Annotated in this window: 12 protein-coding genes, 1 tRNA gene and 1 pseudogene; 6 read left to right on the top strand and 8 right to left on the bottom strand. The window is 40.1% G+C overall.

The genetic code is table 11. The annotated features are described in order from the left end of the window. Nucleotides 1–123 precede the first annotated feature (123 nt). A complete protein-coding gene (locus PARA125_RS08690) occupies nucleotides 124–2,349 on the top strand; it encodes a hypothetical protein (protein WP_213158491.1) in 2,226 nt (741 codons plus the stop codon). On the opposite strand, the gene PARA125_RS08685 is transcribed toward PARA125_RS08690, so the two are convergent. Together PARA125_RS08685 and PARA125_RS08680 are read right to left on the bottom strand one after the other, a co-directional pair. Further along, a complete protein-coding gene (locus tag PARA125_RS08685; protein ID WP_213158490.1) occupies nucleotides 2,346–3,866 on the bottom strand; it encodes a carboxypeptidase M32 in 1,521 nt (506 codons plus the stop codon). The genes PARA125_RS08690 and PARA125_RS08685 overlap by 4 nt on opposite strands. Nucleotides 3,867–3,882: 16 nt before the next feature. After that, a complete protein-coding gene (locus tag PARA125_RS08680; RefSeq protein ID WP_249274310.1) occupies nucleotides 3,883–4,638 on the bottom strand; it encodes a hypothetical protein in 756 nt (251 codons plus the stop codon). A gap of 218 nt (nucleotides 4,639–4,856) precedes the next feature. On the opposite strand from PARA125_RS08680, the gene PARA125_RS08675 reads away from it, so the two are divergent. Further along, entirely contained in the window at nucleotides 4,857–5,555 is a 699-nt protein-coding gene (locus tag PARA125_RS08675) for an SIMPL domain-containing protein (protein ID WP_213158489.1), read from the top strand. A gap of 104 nt (nucleotides 5,556–5,659) precedes the next feature. Here the strand turns inward: PARA125_RS08675 and PARA125_RS08670 are convergent, their stop codons facing one another. Continuing rightward, nucleotides 5,660–7,153 (bottom strand): putative Na+/H+ antiporter, encoded by a 1,494-nt coding sequence (locus PARA125_RS08670; RefSeq protein ID WP_213158488.1) that lies wholly within the window; start codon nucleotides 7,151–7,153, stop codon nucleotides 5,660–5,662. Between the two features lie 476 nt (nucleotides 7,154–7,629). Here PARA125_RS08670 and PARA125_RS08665 point away from each other — a divergent pair, with 476 nt between their 5' ends. After that, a complete protein-coding gene (locus PARA125_RS08665; RefSeq protein WP_249274309.1) occupies nucleotides 7,630–8,523 on the top strand; it encodes a hypothetical protein in 894 nt (297 codons plus the stop codon). A 74-nt stretch (nucleotides 8,524–8,597) separates the two neighbouring features. On the opposite strand, the gene priA is transcribed toward PARA125_RS08665, so the two are convergent. Genes priA through PARA125_RS08650 form a run of 3 tightly spaced genes read right to left on the bottom strand, consistent with a single transcriptional unit; the run spans nucleotide 8,598 to nucleotide 12,486 of the window. Next, complete coding sequence (priA, locus tag PARA125_RS08660; RefSeq protein WP_249274308.1) at nucleotides 8,598–10,847, bottom strand: primosomal protein N'; 2,250 nt, start codon at nucleotides 10,845–10,847, stop codon at nucleotides 8,598–8,600. Continuing rightward, complete coding sequence (locus PARA125_RS08655) at nucleotides 10,847–11,698, bottom strand: hypothetical protein (protein ID WP_213158486.1); 852 nt, start codon at nucleotides 11,696–11,698, stop codon at nucleotides 10,847–10,849. The genes priA and PARA125_RS08655 overlap by 1 nt, the downstream gene beginning before the upstream one ends. After that, nucleotides 11,695–12,486: a hypothetical protein gene (locus tag PARA125_RS08650; RefSeq protein WP_249274307.1), complete on the bottom strand. Its 792-nt coding sequence runs from the start codon at nucleotides 12,484–12,486 to the stop codon at nucleotides 11,695–11,697. The genes PARA125_RS08655 and PARA125_RS08650 overlap by 4 nt, the downstream gene beginning before the upstream one ends. Nucleotides 12,487–13,127: 641 nt before the next feature. Here PARA125_RS08650 and PARA125_RS08645 point away from each other — a divergent pair. Further along, on the top strand, nucleotides 13,128–15,266 hold the full coding sequence (locus PARA125_RS08645; protein ID WP_213158485.1) for an ankyrin repeat domain-containing protein: 2,139 nt from the start codon (nucleotides 13,128–13,130) through the stop codon (nucleotides 15,264–15,266). Here PARA125_RS08645 and PARA125_RS08640 read toward each other — a convergent pair. After that, nucleotides 15,249–16,637 carry a hypothetical protein gene (locus PARA125_RS08640; protein ID WP_213158484.1) on the bottom strand — a complete coding sequence of 463 codons (1,389 nt, stop codon included), beginning with the start codon at nucleotides 16,635–16,637 and terminating at the stop codon, nucleotides 15,249–15,251. The two genes, PARA125_RS08645 and PARA125_RS08640, sit on opposite strands and share 18 nt — an antisense overlap. A gap of 143 nt (nucleotides 16,638–16,780) precedes the next feature. Between PARA125_RS08640 and PARA125_RS08635 the strand changes: the two genes are divergently transcribed. Next, nucleotides 16,781–16,865 (top strand) — tRNA-Ser (locus tag PARA125_RS08635). Nucleotides 16,866–17,152: 287 nt separating this feature from the next. After that, nucleotides 17,153–17,915 (top strand): annotated as a pseudogene (locus PARA125_RS08630) (transposase family protein); the annotation flags it as partial. A 44-nt stretch (nucleotides 17,916–17,959) separates the two neighbouring features. On the opposite strand, the gene PARA125_RS08625 reads toward PARA125_RS08630, so the two are convergent. Further along, a complete protein-coding gene (locus PARA125_RS08625; protein ID WP_213158483.1) occupies nucleotides 17,960–19,114 on the bottom strand; it encodes a Fic family protein in 1,155 nt (384 codons plus the stop codon). Nucleotides 19,115–19,782: the final 668 nt, after the last annotated feature.

Here is a 19,782-nt window from a genome sequence, read left to right as displayed (position 1 = left end):
ATTCAAACTTAATAATTTTAAAAAAAAGTTTAAAAGATATGTTAATTAATTTTTAAAAAATAGGATAATGATATTAAGTCTTGAATGCTTTTTTTTAATGTAAGCACATAAAGAGGTGTTTGAATGAGTACATACCAGAAGCAAGAGGGCAATTTATCCATTATTGAGGCTGTAGAAACTCTTTCTCAGATCGCCGATTTGGACTTTGAGGGAGAAGCAGGGGGCGTTCAACCATTTCCAAACAATTCCATCAAAACAGTCCATGGGCTTCGTCCTGAAAATGCCGATCGCACTATTACAAGGGTTAAAGGCATCTTTAAAGTTGTGCTAAACTACTTGCGTAGCTTTTACCAAACCCGATACCGCTATGTGAGAGATGCACACGCAGTGGAAGAAATAAAGTCCCTGATGGTTCTAGTAGGTAAGGCTGCCAAAAAGCTGGATAGGTTTGCCTGTTTATTTCATAAGAAAAGGCAAGAAAGCATTACAGAAACGAAAGAGTATAAAGAGCTTGAAGAATTTTATCTGACCCATATTGCGCATAAGTTTAATAAAGGCTTATTAGTAAAAGGGATTATTAGTTTAACTAAACGCCAAATTTTAAAAGAAGAAAAGCCCTCGAGTAAGCGGCAGCTTGGCCAAAAGGTAAAGCATGTTTTCATAGATCTTGAATCTGTCAAGAAGGATACAGAATATGAATTGTTTTTTTTAAGAAAAGAAGATGGCTCTCGATTTTTTAGTCTTAAGTTAATTCGAAATGTAAAACTTCTTTGCGACTTGGGGGATTATTTTGGAGAAAAAGTTAACCATCCTCTTATGGCCAATATCCGCTTTCACGTTGATCTCTTTATCCATAGCGCAGCCCGCCATATTTTACGGTCTTTTGGATCCCGTCTAGATTTATTTTATCGCGAAAGTGCCGAGCACCCTAATAATGAGCTTGCTTCCACCCTAAGGAAAGCGTTGATGGCGCTTTTCTTATGCGGGCAATCGTCTCATCTGCTGCGCTATTCACCTACCAAAAGCTGTGCGGGCTACTTTAAGGATTTTCAAATGTATTTATCACAAGCCTTACATACCCGTGAATTCCAGAAATTGGTGGCATACCCTCCAGAGAAATTTGACAAACTAGGGGGGGTATTATTAGAAACAGCCTACTTTTTATGCCGTAGCTTCTTTTCAAGCGTTAAATCGATGCAGGAGTTTCTCCCTTCTTTGAAAAGCATGATGATAGAGGCTCGAGAATTATCTTATAGCTTCCGTAAAGGGGCTTATAATCCTTCGGAAACCGCGGTTTTTGATCAGTTAACCCAAGATTATAAGGCCTTAAGTAAAGTTTTAAAAGCCCATTCTCATGGTCCGCTCGTTCGAATTTTAGAAAACTTAGAAGGGGATAGGTATCATTTCTTTGATCCTTTGCACCAAGGCAATATTCCCACTCAATTGTTTACTTTATACTTCGAAAATATGCGGTGTGTAAATATTCGCATCCCTACCCCCACCTATCAAGAAGCGATTAATAAAGCCTCCGTGGTGGATGAATTTAAAGCCTTTCTGCGTTCTTATACTTACTTAGACAGTGACAATCCACAAAAAGGGCACTTATTATTTAACTTACAGGATAAAACTTCTTGGAAAGAGTACGCTCGCTCTCATGCGATAGAAGAATTGCAAAAACACCCAGACTTTTCTTCGGCCTTAACTGTGGTGACCTTTCCTAAGGATACAGAATTTTATCACCAGGCGGCTTCTTATTCTCATGAGCCTGATGTGATCGCTTTTATTCAACATTTTGAAGAGCATTTGCGAAGTTCGGGAGGGGGGTTCTATTTACCTTCCGCCCTAAAAAAAGACCTTTTCTCTGAGTTTGTCCCTCCTCTTTTTGAGGCAATTCACCGCTTATTTTTTTCTTACAAAAATGTTTTAAGCCGGGAAAGCCGCTTAGATTTTATCGAAATTTTTGAATTTTTTCTTCAGCTTAAAATTATTGAAATGGTAAAGCCCCAAACATTTAGCTTTACGTGTAAGGACGGGATCGATATAGGGGCGGCTGAAAGTGCAAAGCTTTTTGCGTTTATGAAGCTTCTTTCCCAGCCCAAATTAACTGAGGAGGAGATCTTTGAAATCAATCTATTTCTTCACGCTCCAGCCATCTTGATCCGAGAACGGCAGATGCTATTTGATCGATTTAGCCGTTTAAACAGGGCCATACGGACGATAGAGGTTCGGAAAGAGGAATTAGGCTACGACAATTTTGTCCAACTGATGCATCAATTATTCGGGCCTTTATACAAAACCTCTATTTTAAAGTCCCTTCTCCTATTACCTTCTAATTTTGAAGAAATTTAAAGGGCATAAATAGCCTTATACTTGCTTTCTAAATAGTTGCAAAAGGGTTTGCTAGAGAAAGAGGAGCCGCTTATTTTTTCAACGAGCTCAACGCTAGAATATTGCTGACCAAACTGAAAAATGGATTTGGCGAGCCATTCCTTAATAAATTTCATCTCTCCTTTTGCAACTTTATTTTCCCAATCGGGAGACTCTTTCTCAAAGGCTGAAAAAAGCTGAGCCGCGTAAAGATTACCGAGGGAATAGGTAGGAAAATATCCAAAACAGCCTAAAGACCAATGGATATCTTGTAAACATCCTTCGGAATCTGTAGAAGGGATGAGCCCTAGGAATTGTTTGAGTTTTTCATTCCATGCCTCGGGAATTTCTTTAATGGGAAGTGAGCCCTCAATAAGGGCTTTTTCTATTTCGAAACGCAAAATTACATGGAGATTATACGTCACTTCATCCGCTTCTACTCGAATAAAAGAAGCTTGGACTTTGTTGGAAGCTTTGTAAAATTCTTCAAGGGTAATCTTTTGGAATCCCTTAAATTCTTTTTGAAGCAAGGGAAAATAATATTTCCAAAAAGGTAAGCTTTGTCCAATCCGCGTTTCCCACCAGCGAGATTGACTCTCATGGATGCCAAGAGAGGCGGGTTGTCCTAAAGGCGATCCATATTCATTCATAGGGAGCCCCCTCTCATAAAGCCCATGTCCAGCTTCATGCATCACAGAGCGTAGATTGCTTAGCAAGGAGGTTGGATGAATACGGGTGGTGATGCGACTATCGGTAGGATGAGAAGCGGAAGAGAAAGGGTGAATAGAAAAATCGAGCCTTCCGCAATGCATGTCATAATGCATCCCCTTTAGAACCAGTTGGCTAAATGCGATTTGTTTGGATTTAGCAAATTTGCCGAATAAAAAGCGATCGTCTATAGGGGGCTTTTTCTGAATTTTTTTAATCAACCCTACCAGAAATTGCTTTAAATCAGAAAAAGTAGGAGTTAAGCGCTCTGTCGTCATGCCTGGTTCATAAGAATCTAATAAAGCATCATAAGGGTGGGCCTGAAAGCCTAATAGATCCGCTTTTTGACGGTTCATTTGAATAATTTTTTCTAAATAGGGAGCAAATCGACGAAAAGAGTTTTCTTGCCTTGCTGAGCGCCACACTAAAAGGGATTGGGATGTCAGTTTAGCAAAGTCTTCTACAAATCGAGTAGGCAGAGCGACCTCTTTTAAATATTCTTTCCGCCAAACTTTTAAAGCGGCATTTTTTGCCTTTCCTAAGCCTTTTGCTAAAATTTTGCCGCTTTTGATATCGATTAGCCGTGAAAGGGTGTTCACGAAGGGCTTGGCAATTTTCCCTTTGTGGATGAGACCAGCCATGATTTTTTGCTGTTCGGCACGAATGGCAGCTGCGCCTTCAGGCATATAGGTTTCTTGGTCCCAATGCAGCAAGGCGTCAATCCCCTCGAGGATGCGTGTATTTCGGGAAATTTCGTGAAGTTTTTTATAGTGCTGGATTGCTTCAGGCATACAGTAGAATTCCTTATTAGGTGGAGTCTGTTTTTATTCTGGATTGAAAAAAGGCATGTGAATAGTCGAGTAGTTTTTTGCCCCATAGATACTCAGTTTGAATCTTTCCTTTTTTACCAATCATGAGGAGCTGCCTTTTTCCTCCTTGTTGTCCTCGATAGGCAGGATTTTCAATAAAACAAAGTGTCCCCTCTTTTGAGGCGGTGTGTTTTGTTAAATGCCCATCTTCTTCATTTAGGCCAGAACCCATAAAAACTTCTTCTTCCGGTTCAAAGCCAGAGGCTGTAAAAAAAAGGCATTCCGCGGTTTGATTCAAGATTTCGGCTGTAATGGAATAGTCTTTAACCTGGGCATGGATAACCGGAAAAGGGATCAAGTGCGCATGGCCAAGTAAGGCCTTATCTTTGGAAAGAAGAAAAACATCAAAAGATTCTCCTAAAAGGGAGGGTTCAAAAGCAAGTACGAGCCTATTTTCTGGCATACATACAAGCGATATAGCTCGGTCAGGGCGGATAAAAATTTCTTGGCAATCAATGGCGTGATTTACATTTCCACGCACATATAACCAATAAGGCTGAGCGAAATCTAACTCTTCGACAAAAAGCATGTAAGAGCCCTTCTCGATTTCTTTCGCACACAATAGATTGCGCTGGGAAGGCTGTGCCTCTATCGTCTCAGGAATAGGCTCATAGGTTGAATCTTGCTTAGCAGCGCAGCTGGTTAAAGCCAGCAAAAGAAGGAAATAGGTTAAATCTCGAAGCAACCTGAACATAGATTTATCTCCATGAAAATGCCTAACTATAAAGATTTTGAAGGAGCAAGTAAACAAATTTTAAATAGATTTCTTGGCTGATATTAAAATTTGTCTCTAATCTTAAGCAAAGGTATAGTTAAAGTTGTTAGGGTAATTTAGAAATTACCTTTAAAAATACTTTACGAGTTAATTGATGATAGTAGGATTAGAAAAACCACGTAAACAAGGAGAATATTATGAAACTCTTAAACTATTTATTAACGGCCGTTTTGTTATTCGGCATAGTGCAGAATGGGATAGCCAGGGAAAATGAGCCTGCTAAGCTTATGGTCAGTGGGGAAGCTCGTATACATAAGCCTGCAGAAAAAGCTGTGGTGCATATCAGTGTCGTCACGGAAGACGTGCATTCAGAGAAAGCCGTGTTTAATAACAATCTTAAGATGCAAAAAGTGATAGAGGCTCTCAAAGGCTTAGGTTTGACTCACAATGAATTTAAGACAGGGCAGTTTACCGTTCGTCCTAGATATTCCGATCAAACCATTAAAGGCTATGAAGTGGCAAATAGCTTGTCTATCTCAACGGAAAAAATTCATTTGGCAGGCGATATGATTGCTGCAGTGAATCGAGCAGGGGTTAATTCCATCGATTCCATTCAATTCACGGTAAAAGATCCTAAGGCTTATCGGGCAGAAGCCTTACAAGCAGCTGCCGCAAATGCGATGGCGGATGCGCAAATGTTGGCCCAGACAACAGGAGTAAAACTTGTGCGTGTTTTAGAGCTTTCGGCTGGACAATCCAGCGAGCATTACCCTATGCCTCGTTATCATACGATGATGGCAAAGGGCTTTGATAGCAATAACGCTCCTATTGAAGCTGGGAATGTAGAGATTGTGGCAAATGTTTTTATGATTTATGAAATTTCATCAAGTCCTTAATTTCTTAAATTCAAACGCTTGAGCGTTTTCAAAGACAGACCGTTCTTTCAGGCCTTGGCACCTGAAGAACGGTTAAAAGAAAATGCTTGCGAAAGAGGCTGTTTTTAAACCCTAAATAGGAAGAAAATGGAAGCCGTTACAAACATGGGAAACAAGGTGGCGAAAAAAAGTTTTTTAGGTGAAATTCCTTCGGCAAAATGAGAGTGGGAAGGGGCCTCCTGTTTGGAATTAAAGGGATGACTGATGACAGTTAATCCCCCCGCTGCAAGGGTTCCCACAATGACGGAATACTTAGTAGCATCATTCAAAGAGGGGAGCAATGTCGCAAGGTATGCCAACGTGGCTCCATCCACGAAAGATCCAAACAGATAAGAAGCTCCTGTCAACATTAAAGCATCCACCCTTTCCAGTAAGGGAGTTGTCCACCACTCTTGCAGCCCTCCATGAATAACTAAAGCGGAAAAGAAAAAGCCTACTAACATAGGAGGGCGTAATTTTAAACGGGTCTGATATTGGCGGGTGGTTTCGTGAAAAATAAGGAAGAGGCAGGTAACGCTAAGAAAAATAGGTGGGTGGTATAAGGAGAGTATGGCCACACTTAAGCACATTGTGTGGGTGGCTGTAACCCACCAAGGAATTCGCTGCCTGGTCTCGGAAGGACTAAAAGTTTTTTCTCGTTTAGCTAATTCAGCAAATTCATCCCGAAAATAAAGGTAATAGCAAAGAGTGGAGATAAAAATAGTGAGGAGGGATTTTCCGCTAAATCGAGCAAGGGTGAAGAGCTCTTCTTCGCTCCATTGTTCTACATGCATCCAATCAAGGGGGGCACCAAAATTGGTTAAAATGGCGCCGAGAGAAATATGAGTAAAAAGTAATCCGAGAGTCGCATAGGCTAAATTTTGACTAACAGGGCGTGTGTAAAATTGCTTAGCAAGTAAAAGGCTAGTCACAATCAGGGCGCCAGCTTCTGTAATCACGGCTCCTAATATGGGCCCTACAGTAAGAAGAGAAACCCACCAGGATCCAGGTGACTCTTTCCCTAAAGAAGCGATTTTGCGAATAAATGCTTCCATCAAGTTTAGGATAGGCTGAGAAGAGACAATTGTCATGATCACCGAAACAAAAAGGGCTTCCGTATAATTGCGGGTACTTAAAAAGTTTATGGCAATTCTCCAGTCATATAGGAAAGTAACCGATGCCAAAAGAGGAATAATCCAAATCCCCACAATCCGTTTAGCTGTTCTGACATAGTGGAAAAAGAGTTTTAAGGGGTTTTTTGAACTTATCCAACTTAGAGCCTGCTCATTCTCCCCCACCTGAATTTTTTGCCAATTAGGAGGGAAGGTGAGGATTTTGCGTGATAAGAAATTATAGGCAAGCGCTATTCCTAGCAAAACATTAGCAGTGATGCTCAGGGGAGTAATTCCTACAGCGCCTGAGAGCCCGTGTCCTAAATCTTCATTTGAGGCCTCTTCCCAACCCTGAAAAGAAGACAAAACTTCTTCATTGTCAGATAAAGGGGAGGAGGTGATCGTTTCCTGCGCATCAAGCAAAGTTGCTTTAGCTGTGGCAACTAAAACTAAACAAAGCCACTTCATTAAATGCCCTTTATGGTGAGACTTTATCAAGTCCGTGGTCAGTTTGTAAGATAACTTTTACTCCTTGCGTCTTTCCTTATGCTAGTAGGGTAGGCTGTTTGCCTATCCCCTATTTCCTTTAAATCTGCACTTCCTCATTTGTCACGCATAAGAATTGACTTATTTTTATTTGGCCTTTTACGCCCTTTGTAAGGGATTGGTTTTTGGCTTGTCTTTGGCAAAAACAGCATATCAATATCCAGGATTAGAATAAATGTTAAACCAACAAAAAATGCATTTTCTGGGAACCTAATTTTGGATCTTTTTCACCCTGCAAGAAAGGGAAAAATTCGTATTCTTATTTCTTTAGTTATTTTTTCCCTCTCTTTTGTTGATTTGACTTTCAAATTTTGAAAAAGAACAATTTGGTTGGAAATTTTTCTAAAAAAGCCTAAATTTTATGCCAACTTTATTCAAACGCAGAGCAAAGGAATTTTATGCATAGATTTTGGGGAGTTTTAGTAGGCTTAATGACGTTTTTTTCTAGCGGCCATGCCTTAGTGGATTTAGACTATAAGATAGGGGCTGGATACAGGCAAGATCGATTTGAATGGTCCATCTCTGATCCACAAAGTGATCCGAGTGTTTCCTCTAAATTGGCTTGGGAAGATCTCTACAGCTATAATGTCATGGGGAATTTCAAAGTATCTATCTGCTCACTTACAGCTCGGCTTAAGGGGAATTATGGAAGCATTTATCATGGCAAAAATCAGGATTCAGATTATTTAGAGGGGGAGCAGAAGCAAGAATGCTTACGCTTAATTTCCGATGCTGGAAAAGGGGAGGTTTTTGATCTGTCTGCTGCGATTGGCTTTCAAACTACTTGGTTTTGCAGTCTGCTCAAAATTATTCCGCTTGTGGGTTGGTCTCATCATGAGCTGCATTTGAGGCAGTTTGATGGAAACCAAACCGTTAATCTTTTTGGGGATTTAGGAAAAATTTCTAATTTACACAGTAACTATCGGGCGAAATGGGAAGGCCCTTGGACAGGAGTGGATACTTTTTGCTATCTAGGACCCTGGACGCTGTATGGCACATTGGAGTACCATTGGGCGCATTTCAATGGAAAGGGGCACTGGAATTTAAGGTGGGATTTTCTTAAAGATTTCAAGCAAGGAGCTCATGCCAACGGCACATTTATTACTTTGGGCACCCAATATCAATTTAAGTGGGGAGGGCTCATTGGATTAGAGGGACAGTATGTGCATATGAAAACTTGGCATGGCCTCGATTACATTTATTCCATCTATTATGGGAATACCTCGCTCCCTTTTAATGGGGCTACATGGCAATCCTATAGGATTCTAGGTACCCTGTCTTACATGTTTTAAAAAGAGAGATCTTGTTTAGGAGGGAGTATTAGCTGTGCAAATCCCCCGAAATGGCTCTCCTTTATCCTAATTTTTTAAAAGAAGGTGGTCAGAGGATTGACATCAATCAAAAATTTGATGTCTCGAGGTATAAGTGCGTGTTGTAAGGTGGTTTTGATAGCTTGATTTGCTGAATATATACTGGGGCCTCGAATTAAAAATTGAAAACGATATCGATCTTTAACTTTCGCATGGCCAGAGGGAATCACAGGGCTTAAGGTAAATATTTCGGGGAGATTTATCTGCAATTTGTGGCGGAAAAGCTGGGCGAATTCCTCCGTTTTTTTCTCATCGGGGCCGGAAAAATTGAGTTTTACTAGGCTGCTAAAAGGGGGAAAGGCAAAGAGTTCGCGCGATAAAATTTCTTCTTCGAAGAAAGCTGTATAATTTTGTTGAGCTGCTAATTGAATGGTGGAATTTTCGGGGAGGTGCGTTTGAATAATCACCTTTCCTTGTGTAACACCTCTACCCGCTCTTCCTGCAACTTGAGTCATCAGCTGAAAAGCAATTTCCGATGAGCGGAAATCAGGAATATTCAAAGAAGCATCTCCGTTTAAAATGCCTACTAAAGTGACTTCGGAAAAATGCAATCCCTTGGCAATCATTTGGGTGCCAATCAAAACATCTGCCTTGCCCGTGCCGAAATCTCGCAAGAGTTTTTGATGGCTACCTTTGTGCCGAGTGGTATCGGCATCAATCCTGATAATGCGACTATCTGGAAATACGGCGTGCAATGAGCGCTCGATTAGCTCTGTTCCCACGCCCTGATATTTCATAGGAGCGTCTTTTTTGCAACTTGGGCAAATAGAAGGAGGGGGAGTGAGAGCAAAGTCACACAGGTGGCAAGAGAGGCTATTTCGAGAGTAATAAAAAGTTAGGGCTAGAGAACAGTGAGGGCATTTAAGGGATGTATGGCAGCTAGGGCACTTCAAGGTAGTGTGATAGCCGCGCCGATTTAAAAAGAGGATCGTTTGCTCGCCAGTTACTAAGCGCTTTTCTATCTCATTTAGAAGAGGCTCGGAGAAATTTGTAAATCCTTTGGCCTTTTCAAACTCTCTTTTCATATCGACAATGGTGACAGTTGGAAGTAGAGAGGCTTCGGCGCGGTGTTTTAAAACGCTTAATCCATATTTTCCTTTTAGGGCGTTGTAATAACTTTCGATGCTAGGAGTGGCACTTCCTAAAATGACGGTTGCTTGCGCAATTTTACCCCGCATGACAGCTACGTCTCGTGCGTGATAGCAAGGGGCTTCTTCTTGCTGCTTATAGGATTGTTCGTGCTCTTCATCTACAATGACCAGGCCCAAATCTTGAACCGGACTAAACACAGCCGAGCGTGCTCCTATGACGATGCGAGCTTCCCCCCGCCGAATTTTATGCCATTCATCGAACCTCTCTCCATGGCTTAAGCGGTGATGTAAAATGGCAATCTTGTCAGGAAAACGGCTCTTAAATCGTTCAATCGTTTGGGCTGTCAAAGAAATTTCAGGGACAAGCATAATGGCGCTTTTTTGCATTTGAAGCGCCTTTTCAATTGCCTGTAAATAAACTTCGGTCTTGCCGCTACCTGTAATTCCATATAAAAGATGTGTTTGAAAAATGTTATCTTGAAGGGATTGAGCGATTCTCGTAAAAGCCTCTTGCTGTTCCTCACTTAAAATTTTGGGTTTAGTTAAGAGGTACTCCTCCCCCACTAGGGGAGAACGATCGATGCGGATGGGCTCAACAAGAAGATACCCCTTTGCGGATAGGGTATCCACAGGGCTTCGAGAGCCTCCCGTTTTTTCTAGAAGTTCAGAAAGCAAAATTCCCTTTTTGACCAATAACATGACATCCAATACCGCAGCTTGGGCGGGATGTTTGTTGCGGATCTTTTCACATTCCTCTTTGAGCCGTTCTCGAGTTTGCTTACGCATGACAAATAGCTGCTGTTTGTGTGCCATCTCTTTGCGAATACTGGAAGGGACAAGAATTTTAAAAACTTGGAAAAGAGGCGCTAAATAATAACGGGAGATCCACAAAGCGAGCTCAAAAAGGTCTTCAGGAATTTGAACATCTGAAAAAATACGCTGAATAGGGGCCACTTTTCCATAATCAGATGTGTCTTTAATTGCCAAAATATAACCATTGCGCAAACTTCCACGTAAAGGAACTTCGACTCTCACACCTTTTTGGGCGTGCACTAATAAATCATCGGGGATCCCATAATCGAGAGCTTTCTCCAGTGCAACATCGAGAACGACTGCTGCATATTTGGTAAATTTTTGGGGTTCCACAAGCACCATCAGCTTTTTAACATTTTACACAAAGCTTGCCATAGAGGTAGCTTCAACTTAGGTTCTTTTAAGTATAAGGAAAGATCGGATAATAACAGCAAAGGGATGCGGCCCAAATAATGGTGGGATTGTTTAGGTGTTTCGCGATAAAACGAGGCTAGGTGAGGACAAGCATGAATGCCGGCATCTGTTGCAATAATCAGCCGCAACTCTTGAGATTGCAGCAGTGTATTCCATTCCTTTGCTGCTTCGATAGCAAAAGCGGAGCGGATCTCAACCGCTTGCTGGACAAGATGTTCGATGGCTTTGGCGAGATTTTGAAGAAAAAGAAGCTGCTTATCAGGCTCTCCAAAAGAAAGAATGACAACAGAAGGGGAGCCTGGAGGATGTTTCCAAAGCTCGCTTTTCTTTTTGCCTTCTGCATCATCTGGAATTTGTTCTACAAGCGTTCTTGCGGGAAAAAGCTTTCGAAATAAAGCCTGAAAGTTTTCAAAAGAATCTGTCGTCGAAATTGGCACGGGTTCTAAAGACCATTCTTCAGGAGCTTTTGGCAGGGAGACCGCCGATTCTTTTTCTTTAAATGCGGCGGCTTTATTTTCTTCCTGCAGCAGCACGGAGGACAACAGAGGGGGCTTTTTGGGAGGGAGAGGAGGCGGTGGATTTTTGGGTGGCAGAGGGGTAAAAGAGGAATTTATGACAGGAGCGGGCGCGAGGGAGGCTTTTTGAGCGATTGCTCGATCCTTAAAATAAGCAAAAGCTTGCGACTCGGCAAACGTCCAATCTTTCAAAGGATGTTCTTGGAGCACATAGAATTGAGTTAACGTTAGAAGTTCAGCAAACTGTTTTTCTATATCCATCATGCGACGACAACGATTTGCAATTCTGTGATTTTGCTTGCAATAAGGGGCAAAAGATCAAAAAAACCGCGCTCTCCATATTTTTGCAGTAAAAATTGGCCTGCCCCCGGAACTCCATTTTCAAACATTTTTTCAAAAAGATTCTTCACAAAATTCTTTTCATAAATCTGATCAAATCCTTCTTTTTGTTGAAGGATGAAGTATAAAATATTTTCATCGCGACGGAAGGTTAAGGATACGCGTGCAATCAAACGTGTAAGGTGTTGAATCTGGCTAAAAAGTTTCTCTAATGTGAGGATAAGTAGGTTGTTTGCTTCAAAAACTTTTTCCACCGGGAGAACGGACTCGAAAAGATTGTGCTGTAAGAGGCGAATGTAATCTAAAGATTGTAAGCAAAAGAGCCAGGCGCGATTCGCATAGCGTTGCATGTGCATAGGGGCTTTATCAGAATTTTCTTTATTCTGAGAAAAGAACGTGCAGTAATTCCTTAGTTTAGTTAAAGCGCCTACTTCTAAATTCCAAGCGAAGAAACGCATATGCTCTTGAGCTGAACCTGATAAGTTTCGAGTAGCTAGAGTCAAGGTATTTAACAAAGAAGCAAATTCGTCTTGAGAATTTGGATCTGGCTGGCGCATTTTTAACAGGATAGTTTTCATCACCTGAATTTCACGATGAACAGCGATAAATTCACATAAAATAAACTGAAATAGCAAGCTATCTGTCCGATGGTAAAAGTGAATCGGCGCTGAATTCGCTAAATGTGAGGGGCTTTTTGTTGGTTGATGTCTCACGTAATCCTCATAGGTCCCACAAAAACACAGCTTTACATTCATCCAAATGATGGGCCAATTTTGCCTGAAATGATCATAAATGAAAAGCGACAAAAACGTTTTTATCTTGTCATTTTGAACAAAAGTAGTGCTTTTTTTGCAATTAAAAGGGTTTAAATATTTTTAACCTAATATCTAAAAAGGTTTTGCAGATGAGGCCCTTTTAAGGGGTCTTGGTTGTTTTTATCCCAGCTTTTACTTCTAGCCTTTGTTTCATGCCTCATTGTATCGCTTGTGATATTGAGGATTCACCTAGAGAGAGGTGAGTTTTTTTCTTGCCTGGGACCTTCGAAAATTGAGAAAGGGGAAGGGGTAAAAAGGGGACATTTTTTTATTATCCTCTTTTTCTATTGGTGAAAGCGATTTTTAAATCCGCTCTTATTCTATAGTCAGAAGGGGGATAGCAAAGTTGTTAGGTGGCTATGACATTTATCTGAATTGTTTCTCTCGAGGAGAAAAGCGAGAAATACCCTTTTAAAAGAGGTTTGGGTAACATACCCTATTTATTTTAAAAAGCTTGCCTGATTTATGGGAAGGCTGTTTTAAGAAATACCTCTTTTTATATAATAGGGGCATTTTATTAAAATTGATTGAATTATCATATGCTTCATTCCATTCAAAACAAAATTTATATAGCCTATATTAAACAGGCTTGCCAGCCATACCATTTGAGTAAAAAGAACCTTCGCAAGGTTATCTCTATCATTGCTATACGCTGCTTAGCTTACCTTTTTTTGTCCCGTTCAGAGCGGATAGCCATAAGAAATAGTTTAGCACCTAAAAAACATGCAACCTGCCAAAAAGTCAAGTCCACCTTTAAAACGGCTATTATTAAAAGTGCCATTCCGTCTCCAAATTTTCTGAATGTAGAGGAAAAAAAGAGCGAAAAGCCTTCTTTTCTTCATCCGCTTTTTTATAAGGCCATTTTAGAGGAAAGCCTGCCTACGGTAGAGCCTTTTTTGATTTTAACCACCAAGGCTTTTGAGCAAGAGCCGTATATTCAATTAGCTGTTCGGAGGGGAAGCCTTCAAATTATCAAATTGATGTATCAACATCAGTGGTTAAACAGCCAAAAGAAGAAAGAACAGATGTTTACATTAGCCCTTCGATATGGGCATCTTCCCCTCATGGATTTTTTTCTTCAGCAACAGGTGGGGCTAAACATAACAACCAAATGGGGATCTCCTTTAGCTGCAGCCTTCGCTTTGCAGCAGCTTGAGGTAGCCAATTATTTGTTGGATAAAAAAGCTAAATTTAAAGCCAGCAAAGCGCAAATAAAAGAGATCTTTTGTCGCTTGAACCATAAAAAAAATCGAGAATTGACTAAATTATTTATTGAAAAAGGATTGCCGCCTTCCTTGCATTCTAAATATAAATATTACCTTATTGAATTGGCGATTCGCTTTGGATTGGTGGAATTTCTCCAATCTCTGGTGAATGGCATTCTAGATTTAAAAAAATTGGATAAAGAGAAGAAAGCGGCTCTCTTGGTTTGTGCCATACAAGAGAACCAGGAGAAAACTTTAAAATTCTTGCTTAATAATGGTGTGAAAGCTGAAAAGAATGCTGAGCCTCTTGTGGCAGCGGTGTTTACTTCTTTAGGGCTTGTGAAGCTGATCATGGAACATCAGACAGAAATAGATCATATTAACGAATGGGGATTTACCCCTTTACTTGTCGCTATAACAGAAGGAAAAGAAGATTGTATGCATTACTTCCTGGAAAAGGGAGCTAATTTAATTAAATGCCAGCACCTCAGGCACCAAAAATTGCTTAGCTCCTTTTTAACATTGTGTGGGCAATCCAAGATAGGGTCTCAAACTTTCAATTGGGAAGGAATGAATTATGGATTTGGAATCCAAGAGCTTCAAAAATTTGTAAAGATTTTTTTTAATCATCCTGACCACCGAGCTCTTGACGAATTCCCCGATGAAAAATCTCAAAAGCAAATTTTAGAGGGACTTGAAGACCTAAAGCAAAACCTTTCCCCTACTAAGAGAAACGAAGATATCCTAGAGGATTATCGGCAGGGAAAAATGGTCTTGCTCACTTCAGGGTGGGCAGGACATGCTTGTTATCGATTTCTTTATCAAGGATTTTATGTAGAAGTCAACCGTGGAGCAAAAGCAGGACACTCGCCAGGATATCAGATTTACAAAATTAATGCGGCTCTAACCCCCAAACTCATAGAGAGAATGAGAGGAGGGGAAAAAAAGCTTTTCAGATATGCCCAAAAAGATCAAAAAAAAATTTGCGCGGGCCTTGATCTAAAACAAATTGTAAAAGGTAAACTAAAGGCTCAAAAAGTAGGCAATTGTACAATAGCCAATGGAAAAGCGATTTTTCGAATGATGTTGCTCATAGACCGATATATTTCTTTTAGGGTAAAAATGCCGTCAGCAGATCCGGGCGACTTGTTTTTAAAAGCTGAAGCTGTAAGCTCCCGTTTCTATAAAATGTTTTCGAAAGGTATTCGTGAAACAGTTATTCAACAAGCCTTAGATTTTTACCGCGACAACCATGCGGAGGAAATCCCTTTTTTACTTTTAATTCTTGTGCTGGCTAAGTTCAAGGGGAGCCGCGAAATAAGCTTAGCTTTGGCTTGCTTTTTGAATGAAAAGGGAGTTGATTGGCAGTTAAAAAATAAGCGAGGAGAGGGATTTGTGCATTATGTTCGAAAAACAAAAAACCATCCTTTAATCCCTTTCCTCATAAACAATGGTTTACTTGCCTCCCTTTGAAACAAGCTGGTCCCAGTATGAGCGCATTTCTTGAGAAAGATAAGGTCGAATAAACCCATACGAAGGGGAGCTACGCACATATTCAGTGTCGACAAAAGCAAATTGCCCGGATGTTGTTAAAGGAAGATTATCGGGGCGGATAGATACCCTAGATAGCTTGCTGACAATGGTATATAATTCCTTAAGTTGTTTCTTTTGTATGTGATTTTTCCAGACATCGAGGGTTTGCTGAAAGGGAACTAAATCCATTTTTTGTACCACTAAAACGACTGGTTTTTGCTTGTACGCCTTTGATAAAGGGGGGCAGGGGTTGAGAGGAAGGGGGTAAACCCACTTTTGCGGTACAATAAAAGATTTAATGTGGTATTTTTGGATGATCTCCGCAATTTTTTTAGCATATTCACAACGGCGCGCAAACCATTCCCACTCTGGTTTGCCCCGTTTTTTTCTTAATTCACAGTCGAGAACCGCCTTAAGTAGATATTGAGAAAAGGATGGATGAGAAAGAACATGAATAAAGCTTCTTCCTTGCACTGAAAGAATTTGAAAATTAGAGTCCTTTAAAGCTTTAGAATCTTGTGTAGCCCTAGCATGCAAAAATAGGCTGTCTAAAGGGGATTTAACCGCATGTCCTGCAGGGAGTAAATAAGGGCTTAATTTTTTGCGGGCGGCCGAACTTAAGTAGGGGTTCTCTTTAAAGTCATTATAAGACGCAGAAAGCTTAAAAGTTGCCTTTAAGGGATCTCTTGTAGAGCTTGTATAATACTCTTTCCATGTTTGCCATTTGGTTGCAGATGCATGCGCGCCGGAATGATTCACCCAAGTTAAAAGGTTGGTTAGTTTATGCTTTTCTTTTTCAGGCAGCGGTGTTGTTAGCTTCTTTTGAATTTGGCTGCATGCATGTATCGTTGCCCATAATTGTTTTAGGGGGGCAAAATCGTGGGAGGCATCCGCCAAATCTTGCATGGTTTCTAGAGAAACTTTCACAGGATCTTCGCCTATAAAATCCAGCCAAAGGCTATGAACCTGAAGAAAACAAGAAAATAGGAGAGAGAAAGTTTCTTCTTTAGGTTTGCTAAAATCGATTTGCCTATAGGCATGCAAGGCCCGCCTAAGGGGCCATGCGTGTGTTTGGTATGATTCATCCCCACAGAAATTTTCGATTGTAGCCCAAAGATCGAGCACGTTTTCCTCCGAAAATGGGATGCATTCAGAAGGGTTATCTTGTCCTTCTAGTGAAAGGCACACCTGCTCAAGATAATAAACTAAAGAAGCTGCTGCATTTTGGCATTCCTCGGGGGAAACGAGGTTTTTAGCATAAGTAGAAAAGGGAACAAGAAGCATCAAACAAAAAGTCAATAAACGGTTCATGCACAGCCTCCAAACATTTTCAATTTTTTAAGTATATTAATCTTTGCTTACAGGATGTGCAAGTTTTCTTTAGGATTTTTTAAAGTCTGAAGTTTTTCTTGAATGTTTATTAAGAGTTTTGCTATAAAACTACCTTAATTTACGGAAGAGTGGCAGAGCGGCCGATTGCGTCTGTCTTGAAAACAGAAGGCCTGAAAGGGTCCGGGGGTTCGAATCCCTCCTCTTCCGATACCTAGGATAATCAAACACTGCCATGAGCTTATCAAATAGCTTAAGCAGTGTTATGATCGCCTTTTTGTCTTTCATTTCCAAATTCGAAAATAAGAAATTAAGGACTTGTCTTTTTTCTTCTACTTTCGAACTTTCATAGAGTTCTCTTGCACGTTGAGCTAATTCCAAGTCAGTTTTGACAGTAATGAGGCTTGCCTTATCAGCATCAACCTGAGCTGCTATCAGAGAAATGGTCTCCTGCTGCTAATTCTTTTACTCATCGAGCTTCTTTTCTTAAATATCTCCTCGGGCATAAAGTTTGGCCAAATGCAAAACTGTCTACTGTTGAAGCGGTGCTGATCACTCTTGTTGGAATGAGTTTTTTTACGGTAATATTGAGGCCGCAAGAAAGTTTCTCACCGAGCAGAGATATATTTGCCATCATCTAAGTAAAAGTGCTTTGAATAGAAGTGTAGATCAAATGCCCATAAAATGGTGGGAAGAAATTTTGGAATTTATTCAAAAGCAGAAAAATAATGGTACTTTGCCTTTAGGATATATTATAGATAACTTTCCTGTATCTGCTTGCAAGAATATAAGAATTCGAAATTGCAGAGTTTATCAAGGCGAACAGTTTCGAGAGTCCACTCTCAGTAAGCGAGAATATTCTTAGAGGCTGAAGGTAACAGTCATCGCTTCTCGAGATGGATATCCTCTTAGAGTAGCGCTTTGCCCTGGCAGAGAACATGATTTAAATGGAGGGAGTGAAATCTACCTCAAGGCTGTGAAATTCATGCAGATTCCGTGTATTTGAGTTATGAGCATCAAGACATGCTTGAAAAAGTAGAGAAAATAAGGTTAATAGCAGAGCCCAAATCGAATTCTTTGCACCACATTGGTTTGCGTGCCTTTGTGAATGTGAAACATATTAGAAAATTTATCGAAGGAGCATTCGGTGTGATATCGAGGCTTTTACCAAGGAAAATTCCTGCAATTGCTGCTGAAGGATTTGAAATTAAAGTGTTAGATTTTTTAGTTGTAGCTGCAACAAATTTTTTATCAATATAGAGCAATTTGCAACTTATATGAAATAGCAAGATATGAAGATATCATTAGAAATCCATATTAATTTTTGTAGGTTCTTCAAGGATTGTTAATATCTCTGTAGCACAATAAATTTTATCTCGTTTGTTGCTGTTGATCTGTTTAATAATTTTTGCTTCCTCAAGCTTTTGTATGCCCCTTTGAGCTGTACTATAAGCAATTTTAAGCTCTTCTGCTATTCTATTCGTGGTAAGATAGGGATTCACCGCAAAGTGCTGTACAATCAGTATAGGAACATGAGATGCACTGCTTGCAACCTGTATTTTCCATTTATTCAATAAGTCATTGATTCTCTCTGCCCGTGACAATACGTCTTCAGTTTGTACTGCGATGCCATTCAAAAAATAAATCAGCCATTCATGCCATGTGCCTCTAGCGCTCACGTTATAAAGCTGCTTATAATACTCCTCACGTGTAGCTTCAAAAAAGGCGCTTAAATATAAGATTGGAGTTGGCAACATTTTTTGCTCAATCAACAATAATATAATTAGCAGCCGGCCAATACGTCCATTTCCATCCAAAAATGGATGAATCGCTTCAAACTGGTAATGGCAAAGTGCAGTGTGAATTAAAGGTGGAAGTTGTCTTTCATGTAGAAATTTCTCAAATTCACCTAAACAATCCATTAAGTGATCTGGTGATGGAGGGATAAATTTGGCTGTATTAAGCGTACAACCTGGTGTTCCTATCCAGTTTTGGCTACGTCTAAATTCTCCCGGTGTTGCATGCGACCCTCTAACACCTTGCATTAAATGAAGATGAATTTCTTTAATGAGCCTCAATGACAATGGAAGATTATCTAATCGTTTTATACCGTAATCAAGGGCTACAATATAATTTTGCACTTCCTGAAGATCATCTGCATTTCGTTGCACACTAATCCCTGCGCTAGCTGCTAATATTTCTCCAATAGTTGCTTGAGTACCTTCAATTTTGCTGGACAGAACAGCTTCACGAGCAATAAATGGTCTTATTAAAAGATGCGGATTTGGCAATTTGCCTCCTTCTCGAGCCAATTTACCTAATAAAAAATCAGCTCGTGATAAAGCATTCACTAATTGAGTGTTCCACTTGAATGGGGGTGGTAGTGGATTTGGCACAAAAGCTTTATATCCGCTTGGAGATCTTATAACTTGTCCGGCAGGTGATTGCATTATATCCATTCTTTCCTCTTTAAGCTATAGTGAGATCTTATCTATTATTATCGAAATTGTCAATATTCGATAATAACAAAGATTTTTATCACCACCGTTGCGAATAAGATTGCTTATTATTATCGAATTCATACCTTGTCGATAATAACGCTATTTTTTATCACCGCCCCTGCAAATGAGGTTATTGTCCTTATCGAAAATTGAATTAAGCTGCAAAAGGGAGCAATCCCTTGAGGAGAACCCCAAATTCACGCCAGGAAAAAGCTCGAAAGCTATCCCATGTTCCCCGGCACTTAGGATAATCAAATACTGCCATGAGCTTATCAAATAGCTTAAGCAGTATTGTGATTGGTTTAAAAAAATACCTATCAAGATGGCACTCATCTAGTAGCTCCGGGAAAAAACCAAAGTGCTCCTAGCGCTCTGGGCATGAAAGGAGTCTAGACGTTTCCTCCAATTGCTATTCCAATAAATTCAACACTTCTAGTCAACAAGCATTCTAATTGATTTTCAATTTATCCTCATTGGCACTTATTTAGTTTGACAAATTGTTTAAAAATGCGAAAAGTATTTAAATAAGCTCAATAGATTGCTTGCTCATTTAGGGGAGCCACACTCTGCTAATCCCTCTGATTGACGCACAAATTGGCTTTAGTCTTGAGTTCCAATTTGATAAA

Source organism: Parachlamydia sp. AcF125 (assembly GCF_018342475.1).
Classification (GTDB): domain Bacteria; phylum Chlamydiota; class Chlamydiia; order Chlamydiales; family Parachlamydiaceae; genus Parachlamydia.
This window is presented reverse-complemented; position numbering and strand designations above follow the sequence as displayed.

Excerpts from the sequence above, each read along its gene's own strand:
- PARA125_RS08625 (WP_213158483.1), bottom strand. The coding sequence starts at position 19,114 with ATGGATATAATGCAATCACCTGCCGGACAAGTTATAAGATCTCCAAGC.
- priA (WP_249274308.1), bottom strand. The coding sequence starts at position 10,847 with ATGGTGCTTGTGGAACCCCAAAAATTTACCAAATATGCAGCAGTCGTT.
- PARA125_RS08645 (WP_213158485.1), top strand. The coding sequence starts at position 13,128 with ATGCTTCATTCCATTCAAAACAAAATTTATATAGCCTATATTAAACAG.
- PARA125_RS08665 (WP_249274309.1), top strand. The coding sequence starts at position 7,630 with ATGCATAGATTTTGGGGAGTTTTAGTAGGCTTAATGACGTTTTTTTCT.
- PARA125_RS08680 (WP_249274310.1), bottom strand. The coding sequence starts at position 4,638 with ATGTTCAGGTTGCTTCGAGATTTAACCTATTTCCTTCTTTTGCTGGCT.
- PARA125_RS08690 (WP_213158491.1), top strand. The coding sequence starts at position 124 with ATGAGTACATACCAGAAGCAAGAGGGCAATTTATCCATTATTGAGGCT.
- PARA125_RS08655 (WP_213158486.1), bottom strand. The coding sequence starts at position 11,698 with ATGATGGATATAGAAAAACAGTTTGCTGAACTTCTAACGTTAACTCAA.
- PARA125_RS08670 (WP_213158488.1), bottom strand. The coding sequence starts at position 7,153 with ATGAAGTGGCTTTGTTTAGTTTTAGTTGCCACAGCTAAAGCAACTTTG.
- PARA125_RS08675 (WP_213158489.1), top strand. The coding sequence starts at position 4,857 with ATGAAACTCTTAAACTATTTATTAACGGCCGTTTTGTTATTCGGCATA.
- PARA125_RS08640 (WP_213158484.1), bottom strand. The coding sequence starts at position 16,637 with ATGAACCGTTTATTGACTTTTTGTTTGATGCTTCTTGTTCCCTTTTCT.
- PARA125_RS08685 (WP_213158490.1), bottom strand. The coding sequence starts at position 3,866 with ATGCCTGAAGCAATCCAGCACTATAAAAAACTTCACGAAATTTCCCGA.